This window comes from Rheinheimera mesophila (assembly GCF_000986865.1).
Classification (GTDB): domain Bacteria; phylum Pseudomonadota; class Gammaproteobacteria; order Enterobacterales; family Alteromonadaceae; genus Pararheinheimera; species Pararheinheimera mesophila.
In genome coordinates, this window is record NZ_LAVS01000004.1 from 88,203 (window position 1) to 103,671 (window position 15,469).

Consider the following 15,469-nt stretch of genomic DNA (forward strand, 5'->3'; position numbering starts at 1 on the left):
CAACGCTTACCTGTGTGCTCCTGCTTTTCGTAAGCAAGGCGAGCACAGGCAGTCCACCAAGCTGCAACTTCAAGTACGAAGGGGTGTTTACTGCTGCTGTGCTTGCTGTTGGCGTTGTTCAGCTTTACGTTTCAGTTGTTTAGACTGCTCATGCAAACTGGCTCTGACCACCATGTCTCTGTCTTCATCCCGAATGCGGCGAAATAAAATTTTCACCAGATACTGCGCTGGTTGCTCAGGTTGTGCCCCTTGCCGATGAATCACGTCAATCACCTGACCCAGGCAATACAAAGCACCGTCATTATTGTCCAGAAACAGTTTAACTTCGTAGATCTGGCCTAAAGCTACAGCCTCGTTCATCCAGACCTGCACACCTGAACCACCATAACTAAAGGTATGAAAACGTTGTTTGGGGTCATCCTGCGAGCGCAGCACATAATGGGTTAATGCATCCAGTTTACGGGCCTGTTGTTGCAGGTAATGAGCTAAATCGGCAGACAACTCTTTCACCGCATTTAAAGTGCGAATGGAAGAGTTATTTAACTGACTTAGTTCGCTGGTCATTTTAAAGGCATCAGGAATAAGACGTAAAAACCCTTCCTGGTCCGGCAGAGGCCCGGAACATGGCACTAAATTGACCGTGGTTTGATGTTCAATCTGAAAGTAGTCCGCAAATTCGTCTGCTAATTCTGCGGCTGGGGTGATATTGCCTGGCTGTTGCATAAGGATACCTCGGGTAGCAAGCTTGTAACCTTAACGGATAATCACTATTATCGCAGCAATTTCTTTATCAACCCAAGTGGAAGTCTGTGAAAAGCCTGCAATTCCTCCTCAGTGTCCGTATTGGTTTGCGTTACAGCCAAAGCCGGAAAGGTCACGGCTTTTTGTCTTTTATCACGCTGTTTTCTGTCACAGGTATTTTTTTGGGGGTAATGGCACTGACTATTGTCAGCTCGGTGATGAATGGTTTTGAGGCTGAGCTGAAAAAACGCATCCTGGGGGTGATCCCACATTTGATAGTACAAACTGAGGCCAATAAACGGCTGGATATCGCAGCGTTACAGCAGCAGTACCCGCAAATTCTGCAGACAACACCTTATTTACAACTTGAAGCTTTAGCCCAGAGTCCGGGGCAACTGACCGCCGTGTTGTTACAAGGCATAGAGCCTGGCCAAATCCCGGCATTTTTGCAGCAGTCTTTGGTTGCTGGGGACTGGGCTGATTTAACCAGACAACCTTATTCAGTGATTTTAGGCGCAGGCCTTGCCGATCAGTTAAAGGTAGGTCCGGGTCAACAAATCCGTTTGTTACTGGCCGAGGGCGGCAGTTTTACCCCTATGGGCTGGTTACCACGCCAGCGGTTATTTACTGTAACAGGGTTAATTAATACCGGCTCCGAAGTGGATAATGGTGTGGCTTTATTGCATTTGCCTGATTTACAACGTCTTGGCAGTAAAGCTAAACAGGCGCCGCAGTGGCGGTTAAGTCTCGCTGAACCTTTTGTTGCCCCGGCTTTAGCCAATCAGATTGCCGACTTTCCGGCCGTGGCTCAGGTGACAGACTGGCGTGATAGTCACGGCAAATTGTTTTCCGCCGTTGCCATGGAAAAAGCCATGATGTGGCTGATGTTGTTGCTGATCGTGGCCGTAGCTGCGTTTAACATCGTCTCTGCGCTGGTGATGATGGTGACGGAAAAACAACGCGAAGTCGCCATTTTAAAAACCCAGGGCATGACGGACAGCCAGCTTTTCAGCGTTTTTGCGGTGCAAGGTATGAATAACGGTCTGCTCGGTACATTAACTGGTGCGGTGGCTGGTATTGTTGTGGCGTGGCAACTAAATGGTATTTTATCGGTTTTGGGCATTAGTGTAGTGGCTGGTGTGGCGTTGCCTGTGGACATTCAGCCCGTACAGATTTTCTTTATCGTCGTCTGTGCTTTAGTGCTGACCGCATTGGCGGTGGTTTATCCAGCCTGGCGGGCAGTGCAAGTACAACCGGCAGAAGTGCTCAGAGATGAATAGTTTCCTCGTCGTCCTTGACGCTGCAGCGTTGTTGACGGCGTACTTTCGCCCAAGCTCAGCTCTATTGACGAAACGGGTGGACACAACACCCGCCCCTACAGTACGACGACACTGTACTTTCAATTTTTTTGGATAGGATCGAATGACCAGTATTTTAACGGCCCGTCACATCAGTAAAAGTTACACAGATGGTGCTAATGTCACTGCTGTGTTGCATCAAATCAGTCTGGACGTCAAAGCTGGCGATATGCTGGCGATAGTGGGTAGTTCTGGATCTGGCAAAAGCACTTTGTTGCATATACTGGGCACGTTGGACCAGCCAGACAGTGGTGAGCTCACCTTATTAGGCAAGGCGGTGGCTAAATTATCGGCTCATGCCAAAGCCCGGCTGCGTAATCAGCATCTTGGTTTTATTTATCAGTTTCACCATCTGTTGATGGATTTTACTGCGCTGGAAAATGTGGCTATGCCGCTGCTGATCCGTGGTGAATCCACTGAAAAAGCCGAACAAAAAGCCGCCGCTATGTTGAGCCGGGTTGGCCTTGCCCATCGGCTGAAACACAGACCGGCGGAGTTGAGTGGCGGTGAGCGGCAGCGTGTGGCTATTGCCCGGGCTTTGGTGGGCGAGCCTGCGCTGGTATTAGCGGATGAGCCCACGGGTAACCTGGATCATCAAACCGCCGAGAGTATTTATAAGTTACTGCGCGAATTAAACCGTGAGCTGAAAACCAGTTTTATTGTGGTCACTCATGATTTGGCTTTGGCAAAGAAGCTGGACCAACAGTATTGGATGCGGGACGGTCATTTAGGTAAAACGATGGATGGTTTGTCTCATGGCTAGTGTGTCCTGGCAACTGGCGCAGCGTTATCGCAAAAGCCGTAACAGCAATGCATTTATTCGTTTTATCGCAGCCTCTTCCACTATAGGTATAGGTTTGGGCGTGGCTATTCTTATTCTGGCCTTGTCGGTAATGAATGGCTTTGAACTGGCGTTAAAAGACAAGCTGTTGTCTGTCATTCCTCATGTCGAGTTGCAGGCGGTGTCGGATCCTATCCGCAACTGGCAGAAAAAAATCAGGCCGTTGCAGCAGCATCCCGGCGTAGTGGCTGGTGCACCTTACATCAAAACCAATACCATGATCCGCAGCGGTGCTAAAGTTAAGGCCGCCAGTTTACGCGGTATTGATCTGCAGCTTGAACAAGGCATCAGTGCTTTAGGCTCTTTTGTGGTGGCTGGAGAGTTAAACCATATCAGCGAACATCAGATCGTGCTTGGTAAAGGTGTTGCGGATGAAGTGCAGGCCAATGTTGGCGATGAAGTACAACTGATGCTGCCGCAAGTCACTGCTGACGGTAAACTCGCCAGCCACAAGCATGTCAGCTTAACAGTGGTGGCTATCGTCAGTATTGGCGGTCAACTGGATTATCAGCAAGCCTGGGTGGATATTGCCGCCTTAGGCCAATGGCTGAATTACCCGCCCGCAGCAGTGCAGGGTTTTGCCTTTAAAATTGCCGATATTTTTGCAGCTCCAGTGTTATCACGTGAATTAGGTGCTCAGGCCACTGATTATGTCTACATGCTGGACTGGTTTCGCACTCAAGGCCATTTGTATACCGATATTCAGATGGTGCGCAGTATTTTGTATCTGGTGTTAGTGCTGGTGCTGGCGGTAGCCTGTTTTAACATTGTAGCGACTTTAGTGATGGCGGTGCGGGAAAAACAAGGTGATATCGCTATTTTATTAACCATGGGCATGCCCAGGCGTCGCATTGTTAAAGCCTTTATGTGGCTTGGCTGGCTGAACGGTTTGACTGGTACTTTAGTAGGGGGCGCTGTCGGGTTATTGTTGGCCTGGCAAATCGAACCACTGTTTCGGCTGATCACCAGCCTGACGGGCTTTAGTTTGCTCGACTCCAGCATTTACTTTGTCGATTATGTCCCTTCTGATATTGAGCCTGTGCAAGTGGTGATGACCATAGGGATCGCCTTAGTGATGAGCTTGCTGGCCACCATTTACCCTGCACTTAGTGCCAGTAAAGTGCAGCCAGCTTTTGTCTTGGGTCAACGCTGAGCTGGTTCAACTGAATAGAAAAACACGCCAGAGTCAGTCGGGGTCTGTCTGATCCTGGCGTTGTTGCCTGCGATTCTGCCAGGCTTTTTTCACCGACCAACACCAGAAATAATCCACCAGTACATAACCTAAGGCTGACAACGTAGAGCCGATGATCAGGCTACCCAAAAGAAAAGGTTTGCCTAGGGTATCGAGGCTCTCCAGCAACCAGCTTAAACTGACCTGCGATTCTACATGATGAGCCGGATGGCCTAAAATCAGAGCACCTAATTGATAACAGATAAAAAAGATTGGTCCCATGGTCAATGGATTGGTGAGCCAGACCAACGCGGCTGATAAAGGCAAATTGACTCTGAATAAAATCGCCAAAGCTGCGGCTAACACCATCTGAAATGGCATAGGGATCAGTGCTACAAATAGTCCGACGGCAAAAGCACCACGGGCTGATCGGCGGTTAAAGTGCCACAAATTGTTGTCATGCAACAAAGTGCCAAAGATCGTTAGCGACGGATGCTGCTTGATTTTTTCGGTATCTGGTAGATATTTCTTAATTAGATTCTTTGCCATTACAACTCATTAATGAAAAATTAACGTGAACCGTTTTTTCATCGGTGTGATCAGCGGATGCCTATTGTCATTATTTTTACCAATAGTGCCAGAGCTTTTGTGGCTTATTTTCCTGCTGGCTTTGATTTTGACCTGCATGTACTACCGTTTGTTATTTTTCACTGGTCTCTGTTGTGCGTTAAGCCTTTGGCTGTGGCAAGTGCAGCAGCATCAAACACAGAGTACGCAGTTATTGGCGTGGCCCGAACCTTGGCTGAAAGGGCAAGTGGTCAGTATCAGCCAACAAGATCCTGAGTTCAGCAGATTTTTATGGCAAATCAGTGAAGGGCCACAGCAAGGTTATCTGGTAAGAGTGCGCTGGCAGCAGGCGCCTGCGCTGTTAGGTCAGGGACAAGACTGGTGGTTTAAACTGCGCTGCAAAGCCGTGCGGGCGCCGGCTAATCCAGGTTCAGTGCATGTAGAAGCCAATGCCTATGTGCTGGGCATTATTGGCAATTGTGTGGTGAAGGACGCACTGGTGTTGGATGTTGAATGGGATCATCGTCAGCAGCTATATCAGCGCCTGCAGCAAAAAATTGGCAACCTGCCATCATTTTCACTGATCACAGCTTTTACCTTAGGGGAACGGCCTTTTAGCGACGAGTTGTGGTTAGGATTACAAGCCACAGCTTTAGGGCATTTAATTTCGATATCCGGTTTTCATATTGGTCTGCTGTTTGGCTGGGTCTATGGCCTGATGCTGGGGGTCGCCACACTTCATATCAATCTGCTCTGGTGCAGAAAAGCTGCTGCTTTTATCGCGCTCACTGCGGCCTGGTATTACAGCTTATTGGCAGGTTTTGCTATTCCCACCTTACGGGCTTTGCTCGCTTTGGCTTTAGCTGTGTATTTGCTACAGCAGCACAGACGTTTAAGTTACAGCCAAAGCTGGCTTTTGGTCTGTGGGCTTTTGTTGTTGCTTAATCCTTTGTGGGTGATGAGCATTAGTTTTTGGCTGACGCTCTATGCGGTGGCGTTAATTTTTTTATTTGTCTGGCGTTATCCGCTTCAGGACCGCAGCTTGTCAGGGGTGATCATACATGGCTTAAAGTTTCAGGCGGTGATGACGCTGTTGATGAGCGCGCCTACCTTGCTGTTTTTTCATGGCGTAGCCCCTTTGGCCTTGCTGTCGAATCTGATTTTTGTGCCCTGGTGCTCATTTTTAGTGATCCCTTATCTGCTGATCGCTTTGTTGCTGGAGCTGGTGTTGCCTGCAGAGATGCTGTGGCACTGGCAACTGGCGGATCTGTTGCTAGCGCCGTTACAGCACTGGCTGCTGGCTGGAGCCTCTATGCAGTATTGGTGGTTACTGCCAGCACAAACCGCATTCTCTGCGTTGTGCATCGCCTTGTTATTGCTCGCTGTATTTTTTCTGCCGGCGGCAGTGCCAAAACACAGAATTGCGCTGTTGTCGCTGCCTTTTATCTTGTTGTTATGGCCTAAAACGCCGCAGTGGCAATTGCATCTGATTGATGTTGGGCAAGGGACGGCCGTGCTGTTGCAAAAAGGCGATAGAGGCTTGTTGTACGATGTTGGCCCTGTCTACGGCAGTTTTAATGCCACCGAAGCTTATGTGTTGCCTTATTTGCATTATCAGGGCATACGGCAACTGGATTATTTGGTGTTAAGCCATGCCGATACTGATCACACCGGGGCTTTTGCCGAAGTACTCAAGGCTTATCCGAAGCTGCAATTAATAGCCGACTTTGACACAGGCTTTTCGCAACGTCCTTGTTTGTCCTTGCCTGAGCGCTATCTGGATGCAGAGCTCTGGGCCTTTCGAAGCTTAACTCAAAGTGGGGAAGGCAATAACAGCTCCTGTGTGCTGGCCATCACCACTGCTGGCTGGCAAAGCTTACTGACCGGCGACATAGGTCATAGCGTCGAAGCTGAGTTATTAATGTCTCGGCCTGACTTAAAAACCGATCTGTTAGTGCTGGGGCATCATGGCAGTAAAAGTTCCAGCCAACTGGATTTCTTAAGTCGTGTTAAACCCTTACTGGCGCTCAATAGTGCTGCCGCCCATAATGCCTATGGTCACCCCAGCGCTGAGGTCCTCGGGCGGCTTGCTTTGTTGCAAATCCCTCTGCTCAATACCGCAGAGCAGGGGGCTATCCGGATTGAAAAGACAGAACAACAGCTCCATATCTGGCCTTATCGCCAGCAGCCTTTGCCATTTTGGTTGCAAAAGCCGTGAACAATTGCTGAAAGCGCCGGCGCAACAAGGTAGAATGGTAGCGGTTTTGTTATTCTTTGGGGTTAAATTTGTCTTCACAAACAACGGGTTCAATTAGCACCTTTAAACGCCTGATGCGGTATTTAAAACCCTATAAAGCGGGTTTTGCACTGGCGATGTTTGGTATGGCGGGTTACGCCTGCGTGGATATTTATTTTATCTCTCAGTTTTCCAGCTTCATTGACCGGGGGATCACGCAAAAAGATACCGCTTATTTAGCCTGGGCGCCGGTGTTTGTGGTCGGTATGTTTTTTCTGCGTGGTGTATTTCATTTTATCTCCAGCTACTGCCTGAACTGGGCTGGCACTCATATCGTCAAAGACTTACGCCAGCAACTGTTCCGTCAGATGATTGCTTTGCCTGTCAGTTACCATGACAAACATTCAACAGGTGAGCTGATTTCAAAAATTACCTACGATGCCGAACAAATCAAACAAGCGTCCAGCAAAGCCCTGGTGGTGCTTATCCACGAAGGTGTGTTTGTTCTGGGATGCTTAGGGTTGATGTTTTATAACAGCTGGCAGCTCTCCTTGATTTTTTTGGTGATAGCGCCGCTGATTGCGGTGATCGTAGCGCAGGTGTCGAAACGTTTTCGTAAAATCAGCAGCAATATGCAAAATGCGATGGGCGATGTCACCACCAGCTCGGAGCAAATGCTAAATGGCCATAAAGTGATTTTATCCTTTGGTGCGGGCGAATTAGAAAACAACAGATTCAAAATGGTGAATAACCGCAACCGTCAGCTCGATGTCAAAATGGAAGCGACCCGCGCCATCAGCGTCTCACTGATCCAACTGATTGCTTCCTTTGCTTTGGCTTTTGTGATTTATCTGGCGAGCTTCCCCGCTATGCTGGATACCCTAACCCCGGGTACCTTTAGTGAAATGATCACCGCCATGATGCTGCTGTTAAAACCGCTGAAACAACTGACTACGGTCAATAGTGATTTTCAGCGTGGCATGGCAGCGGCGGCTAATGTGTTTAAAGTGCTGGATGAAAAACCAGAGCAGGATACGGGCACTATTGAACTGAAACAGGTGACAGGTGCCATTGAAATTAAAGACTTGAGCTTTCACTACCCGGGTCATGACAAACAGGTATTAAAGCAGATTAATATCAAAGTCGAACCTGGTCAGACCGTCGCTTTGGTTGGCCGCTCTGGCAGCGGTAAAACCACCATTTCCAGTTTGTTGCCGCGTTTTTATGAAATTGAGCAAGGTGAAATTTTACTGGATGGCATCAATACCAAAGACTGTACGCTGGATTCTTTGCGCTCGCAGATGGCCGTGGTCTCGCAGCATGTGGTGCTGTTTAACGACACCATCGCCAATAACATCGCTTATGGCTATCGTGGTGAATTAAGCCGGGAACGTCTGTTGGAAGTGGCGGAAAAAGCCCATGTGATGGAGTTTGTGCAGCAGTTGCCTGACGGCCTTGATACCGAAATTGGCGAAAATGGTGTGACTTTATCCGGTGGTCAACGTCAGCGTATTGCCATAGCCAGGGCTTTATTACGTCAGGCGCCGCTGCTTATTCTGGATGAAGCCACTTCTGCTTTGGATACTGAATCAGAACGTAAAATTCAGGGCGCGTTGGATGAATTATTTAAAGGCCGCACCAGTATTGTGATCGCGCATCGTTTGTCTACCATTGAAAATGCTGACCAAATTTTAGTGATGGATCAGGGCCAGATTGTAGAGCAGGGCAATCATCAGTCCTTGCTGGCACAAAATGGCTATTATGCTCAGTTGTATAAAATGCAATTTAGTGAAGCCGGATGAACTGGTGGGAGAGAGGCTGGTATCGCCAGCACCCTTTTACGCTGTTGTTTTGGCCACTGAGCTTGCTTTATCGGCTGGTTGCTACGCTTCGCCGTTTCGGCTACCAGCGTGGCTGGTTTGCATCTTTTGCGGTGGAAAAACCCGTTGTTATTGTCGGTAATATTTCGGTGGGTGGCACTGGCAAAACGCCTTTTACCTTGTGGCTTTGTCAGTTTTTAACAGCGCAGGGATTTACCCCTGGTATTGTCAGCCGGGGTTATGGGGCCCGTATTACGGCGCCAGTGCGGGTTACTGCTTTGCATCAGGCTTGTGATGTGGGGGATGAACCTTTGCTTTTGGCGAGCAAAAGTCAGTGCCCTGTGGTGGTCTGTCCGGACAGAGTGGCTGCTGCGCAGTATCTGCTGGAAACCACAGACTGCGATATAGTGATCAGTGATGATGGTCTGCAGCACTACCGATTAAAACGCGATCTGGAGCTGGTATTGATTGACGGTCAACGCGGTTTGGGTAACCAGCAGTTACTGCCGGCAGGGCCTTTGCGGGAGCCGGTGTCGCGTTTAAAAAAAGTGGATGCAGTGATTGTCAACAGCGGTGAATATGCCTTAGCGAAGGGCACAACAACGCCACAGCACCAGATGCAGTTAAAGCCTGTTACGCCACAAGCGTTGGATGGTCAAAGTCAGTGGCAAGCACAAGCTGTGACTTTAGTAGCCGCTATAGGTAATCCCCAGCGTTTTGTCGATACGGTCAAAAGTATTGGCATCGAGATCAAAAGTACTGCTTTTTTCCGCGATCATTTTGCTTTTGATGAACAGAGTCTGGCGGATATCGAAGGCCCGGTGCTGATGACGGAAAAAGATGCAGTCAAATGCCGTGCTTTTGCTAAAGCCCATTGGTATTACCTGCCGGTCGAAGCCGACCTGTCGGATGAATTTAAATTCTGGCTGCAGCACCAGCTGCGCCGATGGAGAGAGAAATAATGGCTTTAAATATCGCCTTACTGGACATCATTGCTTGTCCACTTTGCAAAAACAAACTGAAACTGGATAAAGAAAAGCAGGAATTAATTTGTACTGCGGATCGTCTGGCTTATCCCATCAAACAACATATTCCGGTGTTATTAACCTCTGAAGCCCGTACCTTAACTCTGGATGAGGCGGAAAAATGGCGTTAGTACAAGCGGCGCCAGTTAAAACAGGCTTTCTGGTGGTGATTCCGGCCCGTTACGCCAGCAGCCGTTTACCGGGCAAACCTCTGGCTGATATTGCTGGCCAGACTATGATTGAACGGGTTTACCGTCAGGCCATGAAAAGTGGTGCAGAGCGGGTGGTGATTGCGACAGACGATGCCAGGGTGCAACAGGTGTGTGAAGCTTTTGGTGCTGAAGTTTGTATGACCAGCCCGGCCCATAACTCAGGCACTGAACGTCTGGCTGAAGTGGTGACTTTGTTAGGCCTGAGCGCTGACACCGTAGTGGTCAATGTACAAGGCGACGAGCCTTTTATTCCGCCTGCTATTATCCGTCAGGTGGCTGAAAACTTAGCCAGCCAAAGCAAAGCCCGGATGGCGACTTTAGCCGTGCCTATTGAACATCAGGACGAAGTACAAAATCCTAATGTGGTGAAAGTGCAAAGTGACAAACAGGGCTATGCGCTGTATTTCAGCCGTTCGGTAATTCCGTATGACAGAGATAAAAATTTTACAACCCAGTTGGCGGACATCTATCGTCGTCATCTAGGTATTTATGCCTACCGTGCTGGTTTTATTAAAGATTATGTCAGTTGGCCTGCGTCGCAACTGGAGCAGATTGAATGCTTAGAGCAACTGCGGGTGTTGTGGCAAGGCGAGGCTATTCATGTGGCTACTGCGCTTGAAGTTCCGGCAGTAGGCGTGGATACGCCAGAAGATTTAGCACGGGCCCGTCGGGTAGCGGCTACTCTGTAAATGACCTTAACACTGGTGTTTGAACATGCTGATTTTCTGGTCCTGGATAAACCGTCCGGCTTGAGCTTTCATTCCGAGTTTGAACCCGGTGTGGTGGCTTTGGCTGAAGCTCAGTTTGGCCTGAAGCTGTATGCGGTGCATCGGCTGGACAAAGGCACGTCCGGTTTATTGCTGCTGGCGAAAAGCAGTGAAGCGGCAGCGAAGTTGGCTGAATTGTTTCAGCAGCAACAGATCCAAAAGTTTTATCTGGCGCTGACCGATCAAAAACCGAAGAAAAAACAAGGTTGGGTCAAAGGCGATATGGTGCAGGCGCGCCGCTCGGCCTGGAAGCTGACGGGGGCTTTAACCAATCCTGCGGTCAGTTATTTTGTCTCGGCGTTTTACGATGTGGCAGGACGCAGAGCTTTTCTGGTCAAGCCTTTTACTGGTAAAACCCATCAGGTACGGGTGGCGTTAAAAAGTGTCAGCGCTGCCATTTTAGGTGATGAGTTATACCAGGGTAGCGCCGCCGATCGTCTCTATCTGCATGCCTATGCCTTGTATTTTAGCTGGGAGGGGGCGCAAATTAAGCTGGTATTGCCGCCTTCTGCTGGCCAGGAGTTTTTGACTGAGTCGCTGCAACAGTATCTCAATCAGAATTGGGCAGACCCTGCTGTACTGGATTGGCCTTCGTATCAAAAACCTACGACTTCTAAGAGCCTGGATTAAAAGAGTATTTAACGTGTCCGATTATTTATTACGTTTCGCCGGCATAGGCCGCTTGTATGGCAGCAAAGCGCTGGACGCCTTTCAGAATGCTCATGTCTGTGTGGTCGGCATAGGTGGTGTGGGTAGCTGGGCTGCTGAAGCTTTGGCGCGCTCCGGTATAGGCGAAATTACTCTGATTGATTTAGATGATATTTGCATCAGCAATACCAACAGGCAACTGCATGCGTTATCGGACAGCATAGGCAAAGACAAAGTAGCGGTAATGGCTGAACGTATTAAAGCCATTAATCCGGAGTGCAAAGTGCATCAGGTGGAAGATTTTGTCAGCCATGACAATTTATTTGAGCTGATAAGCACCGATTTTGACTATGTGGTGGATTGCATTGATTCGATTAAAGCCAAAGTGGCGCTGATCGCCCACTGCAAACGCAATAAAATTGCGATAGTCACAGTAGGTGGTGCGGGCGGGCAGGTGGATCCGACGCAAATTCAGCTCGCTGATTTAAGCCAGACTGTGTATGACCCTCTGTTATCCAAAGTGCGTAACACCCTGCGCCGTGACTACAACTACAGCCGCAACCCGAAACGGCGTTTTGGTATAGATGCGGTCTATTCAACCGAGCAGTTGGTCTATCCAAAAGGCGATGGCACTGTTTGTCAGACCAAACCTGAATTTGATGGCCCTATGCGTTTAGATTGCAGCGGTGGTTTTGGTGCAGTCACAGTAGTGACAGGCTCTTTTGCTTTTGTGGCTGTCTCCAGAGTACTTAAAAAACTCGCTGAAAAAGCGAATAAAGCCTGATAATTCGGGCTCCTATAGAGCAGCGAGCGCCATGGATGGCGGCGAATAAAATCACATAACGGCTTTTATTTTATTTAGTACAGCCTGCAAACCATTGCTGCGCGACTGACTGATGTTTTGTTGTAGCTGTAATTCGCTCAGTAATAACTCAGGTTTCGCGTGCGCCAATTCTTCCGCTTTCAGTCCATTTAACTGCACTAACAGCAGAATAATCAGCCCTTTAACAATACGGGCATCACTGTCAAAAGCCCAAAAGTGCTGATTTGTCACTGGATCCTGATAATGCAGCAGCCAGGCTTTGCTTTCACAACCCTGTACTAAAAATTCATCCCTGTGCCATTCACTGTCAAAAGCCGGTAGCTCTTTGCCCAGCGTCATTAAAATCCGGTATTTACTTTGCCAATCTTTCAACTGGCGTAACTGTGGCAGTTGATTGTCGTAAATAGTTTTCAGCGCAGTGGCGGTTTCTGTAAAGATATCTGGTCGGATCATTCAGCAAATAACTCCACTGCTGTAGCTAAAGCGGTCAAAGTTCGGTCAACTTCATCGAAACTGTTGTAACAGGCGAATGAGAAGCGTACAGAACCCTTGACATTCAGAGCCTGAAATAGCGGCATAGCGCAATGAGTTCCGGCCCGGACTGCGATTTTTTGCTGGTCGAGCAAGGTGGCGAGGTCGGCAGGGTGCTCATTTTTCAGGTTGAGTGCCACAATTCCTGCGTTAGTTGTCGGACCAGATAATAGCTCCAGAGCCGGAATCTGCTGGCAACCGGCATAAAATCGCTGCACAAGAGCAGTTTTATGCTGCTGCATAGCTGTTAAATCCTGCTGTTGTAGCCATAAAATAGCGGCAGCAAGGCCGATAGCGCCTGCCATATTGGGGGTGCCTGCTTCTAATCTGTAGGGTAAATCATTCCAGCTACTGTGAGAGAAACAGACGGTTTTAATCATCTCGCCACCGCCCAGCAGTGGCCGCAGCAGCTCTAAATACTTGGTTTTGCCATACAACACACCAATACCCGTTGGGCCATACAGCTTATGGCCGGAGAACAGATAAAAATCGACATCCAGCGCTTGTACGTCCACTGTCTCCCAGACAATGCCCTGAGCACCATCCAGCACCACTATGGCACCTGCGGCCTTGGCCAGACGTACTATCTCTGCTACAGGCTGAATATGGCCCAAAGCATTGGAGACATGGCTGATACTGACTACTTTGGGTTTGAGCTTAAGTAATTCTTCAAAAGCAGTGAGGTCAAAACGATGGTCGGCTGTTAAGGGCACTCTATCCAAGGTCACACCAAAAGGCAGGGCATGAATGTGCCAGGGCACAATATTGGCATGATGTTCCATAGATGAAATTAATACCCGGTCGCCGGGCTGTAACACAGGCCCCATCATGCCAAACACCAGTTGATTAAAACCTGCTGTAGTGCCACTGGTCCAGATGATTTCATGCGAAAAACGGGCATTGAGAAACTGAGCTACTGTGCTTCTGGCGGCTTCAAAGGCTGCTGTGGCTTGTTGACTTAAACCATGGGCAGAGCGGTGCACATTGCTGTTTTGTTGGCTGTAAAACAGGTTCATTGCATCTAAAACGACTTGGGGTTTATGCAAAGTGGCCGCATTATCCAGATAAATCCAATCAGGATGGGCGCTAAAAAACGGGAATTGTTGCCGTAAAGCGGATAAATTGAAGTTCACGATGGCCAACCGGGCAGAAAAAACGAGGCCGGATCATAACATCCGGCCTCAGTAGCTGGTTAGGCTTTTTTGTAGTCGCGCTTGGTGTAACCGGTGTACAACTGACGCGGACGACCAATTTTGTGGCCTTTGTCGGACAACATTTCGTCCCAGTGCGAGATCCAACCGACCGTACGTGACATGGCGAAAATCACCGTAAACATACTGGTTGGAATACCAATGGCTTTTAAAATGATACCTGAGTAGAAATCCACGTTTGGATAGAGTTTCTTCTCGATGAAGTATGGGTCTGACAGCGCAATACGCTCAAGCTCCATCGCCACATCCAGCAGAGGATCTTTAATGTTCAGCTCTTTTAACACTTCGTGGCAGGTTTCACGCATCACCTTGGCACGAGGGTCAAAGTTTTTGTAGACGCGGTGGCCAAAGCCCATCAGACGGAAACTGTCGTTTTTGTCTTTAGCGCGAGCCACAAATTCAGGAATACGCTCTACAGAGCCGATTTCCTGCAGCATTTTTAAACAGGCTTCATTGGCGCCACCATGTGCAGGGCCCCATAAAGAAGCCACACCTGCAGCGATACAAGCGTATGGGTTAGCGCCTGAAGAGCCGGCTAAACGCACTGTAGAGGTCGACGCGTTTTGCTCATGGTCCGCGTGCAGCATAAAAATGCGGTCCATAGCTTTGGCAAGAATTGGACTGACTTTGTAATCTTCGGCTGGCACAGAGAACATCATATGCAGGAAGTTTTCTGCATAAGTTAAGTCATTGCGCGGATACACAAAAGGCTGACCTACAGTGTATTTATACGCCATGGCAGAGATGGTAGGTAACTTGGCAATTAAGCGGTGAGCACTGCGTTTACGCTGCTCCGGGTCGTTAATATCCAGGTCTGAATGGTAAAAGGAAGACAAAGCGCCAACCACACCACAAAGCATCGCCATAGGGTGAGCGTCAACACGGAAGCCCTGGAAGAATGAGGCAATTTTTTCATGCACCATGGTATGGCGTGTGATAGTATGCACAAAGTCGTCGTACTGAGTTTTGGTGGGTAACTCGCCTTCCAGCAACAGGTAACAGGTTTCCAGATAATCTGAATGCTCTGCTAACTGCTCAATTGGGTAACCCCGGTGTAACAACACGCCATTATCACCATCGATGTAGGTGATTTTTGATTCGCACGAACCCGTAGCCATAAAGCCCGGATCGAAGGTGAAGTATCCTTGCTGACCTAAAGCACGAACATCAATAACATCAGTGCCTGCAGTGCCAGAATAGATAGGAAGTTCAAATGGTGCCTGTCCTTCGATCTGCACGACAGCTTTTTTATCTGCCATTGGATTTCTCCTGTTGTTTTAATTGGGTTAAACCTTCATCGCACCTATTCTAACGTCAAGTGCCGCCTAAAAGTCAATTTTAATGCGTGATTGCATAATAAGTATTCGACTCTGGTCGTATTGTGCTCAAAACAGAATGCTGTACTCTTCTTTACGCAGAAATTCGATAACCAAATCAAACATAAATTGTAATCCGAAGTAGTGAATTATATACTGTCGCGGGTTTTAAACCTGTTCAGCGTTTGATCGATAAAAAAAC

General features: G+C 48.5%; 15 protein-coding genes. 10 read left to right on the forward strand and 5 right to left on the reverse strand.

All coding sequences use genetic code 11. The annotated features are described in order from the left end of the window. Positions 1–87 precede the first annotated feature (87 nt). Entirely contained in the window at positions 88–723 is a 636-nt protein-coding gene (locus SD53_RS03115; RefSeq protein WP_046518762.1) for a hypothetical protein, read from the reverse strand. Positions 724–809: 86 nt separating this feature from the next. On the opposite strand from SD53_RS03115, the gene SD53_RS03120 reads away from it, so the two are divergent. From SD53_RS03120 to SD53_RS03130, 3 genes are all read left to right on the forward strand, one after another. After that, the gene (locus tag SD53_RS03120) at positions 810–2,021 is read left to right on the forward strand and encodes a lipoprotein-releasing ABC transporter permease subunit (RefSeq protein ID WP_046518763.1); all 1,212 of its coding nucleotides are present in this window, start codon (positions 810–812) and stop codon (positions 2,019–2,021) included. Between the two features lie 142 nt (positions 2,022–2,163). Further along, positions 2,164–2,862, forward strand: coding sequence for a lipoprotein-releasing ABC transporter ATP-binding protein LolD (gene lolD, locus SD53_RS03125; protein ID WP_046518764.1), 699 nt, complete (start codon positions 2,164–2,166; stop codon positions 2,860–2,862). After that, positions 2,855–4,093, forward strand: a complete 1,239-nt coding sequence (locus SD53_RS03130) for a lipoprotein-releasing ABC transporter permease subunit (RefSeq protein ID WP_046518765.1) — start codon at positions 2,855–2,857, stop codon at positions 4,091–4,093. The genes lolD and SD53_RS03130 overlap by 8 nt, the downstream gene beginning before the upstream one ends. A 33-nt stretch (positions 4,094–4,126) precedes the next feature. Here the strand turns inward: SD53_RS03130 and SD53_RS03135 are convergent, their stop codons facing one another. Next, a complete protein-coding gene (locus SD53_RS03135) occupies positions 4,127–4,660 on the reverse strand; it encodes a DUF2062 domain-containing protein (RefSeq protein WP_046518766.1) in 534 nt (177 codons plus the stop codon). A gap of 64 nt (positions 4,661–4,724) precedes the next feature. Here SD53_RS03135 and SD53_RS03140 point away from each other — a divergent pair, with 64 nt between their 5' ends. The 7 genes from SD53_RS03140 to tcdA all read left to right on the forward strand — a co-directional run bounded on the left by SD53_RS03140 (position 4,725) and on the right by tcdA (position 12,170). Beyond that, positions 4,725–6,896, forward strand: coding sequence for a DNA internalization-related competence protein ComEC/Rec2 (locus SD53_RS03140; RefSeq protein WP_046518767.1), 2,172 nt, complete (start codon positions 4,725–4,727; stop codon positions 6,894–6,896). Between the two features lie 68 nt (positions 6,897–6,964). Then, complete coding sequence (msbA, locus tag SD53_RS03145) at positions 6,965–8,716, forward strand: lipid A export permease/ATP-binding protein MsbA (protein WP_241481744.1); 1,752 nt, start codon at positions 6,965–6,967, stop codon at positions 8,714–8,716. Beyond that, positions 8,713–9,696: a tetraacyldisaccharide 4'-kinase gene (lpxK, locus tag SD53_RS03150; protein ID WP_046518769.1), complete on the forward strand. Its 984-nt coding sequence runs from the start codon at positions 8,713–8,715 to the stop codon at positions 9,694–9,696. The genes msbA and lpxK overlap by 4 nt, the downstream gene beginning before the upstream one ends. After that, positions 9,696–9,890: a Trm112 family protein gene (locus tag SD53_RS03155; protein WP_046518770.1), complete on the forward strand. Its 195-nt coding sequence runs from the start codon at positions 9,696–9,698 to the stop codon at positions 9,888–9,890. The genes lpxK and SD53_RS03155 overlap by 1 nt, the downstream gene beginning before the upstream one ends. Beyond that, positions 9,881–10,660 carry a 3-deoxy-manno-octulosonate cytidylyltransferase gene (kdsB, locus tag SD53_RS03160; RefSeq protein WP_046518771.1) on the forward strand — a complete coding sequence of 260 codons (780 nt, stop codon included), beginning with the start codon at positions 9,881–9,883 and terminating at the stop codon, positions 10,658–10,660. Before SD53_RS03155 ends, kdsB begins: the two co-directional genes overlap by 10 nt. Next, positions 10,661–11,368 (forward strand): TIGR01621 family pseudouridine synthase, encoded by a 708-nt coding sequence (locus SD53_RS03165; protein WP_046518772.1) that lies wholly within the window; start codon positions 10,661–10,663, stop codon positions 11,366–11,368. Between the two features lie 13 nt (positions 11,369–11,381). Further along, a complete protein-coding gene (tcdA, locus tag SD53_RS03170) occupies positions 11,382–12,170 on the forward strand; it encodes a tRNA cyclic N6-threonylcarbamoyladenosine(37) synthase TcdA (RefSeq protein WP_046518773.1) in 789 nt (262 codons plus the stop codon). A 51-nt stretch (positions 12,171–12,221) separates the two neighbouring features. Here the strand turns inward: tcdA and SD53_RS03175 are convergent, their stop codons facing one another. The 3 genes from SD53_RS03175 to gltA are packed head-to-tail and all read right to left on the reverse strand — an operon-like array spanning position 12,222 to position 15,210. Continuing rightward, positions 12,222–12,662, reverse strand: a complete 441-nt coding sequence (locus tag SD53_RS03175) for a SufE family protein (protein WP_046518774.1) — start codon at positions 12,660–12,662, stop codon at positions 12,222–12,224. Continuing rightward, complete coding sequence (locus tag SD53_RS03180) at positions 12,659–13,873, reverse strand: aminotransferase class V-fold PLP-dependent enzyme (RefSeq protein WP_106693126.1); 1,215 nt, start codon at positions 13,871–13,873, stop codon at positions 12,659–12,661. The genes SD53_RS03175 and SD53_RS03180 overlap by 4 nt, the downstream gene beginning before the upstream one ends. Before the next feature lie 59 nt (positions 13,874–13,932). After that, positions 13,933–15,210: a citrate synthase gene (gene gltA, locus SD53_RS03185; protein WP_046518775.1), complete on the reverse strand. Its 1,278-nt coding sequence runs from the start codon at positions 15,208–15,210 to the stop codon at positions 13,933–13,935. Between the last annotated feature and the right edge of the window lie 259 nt (positions 15,211–15,469).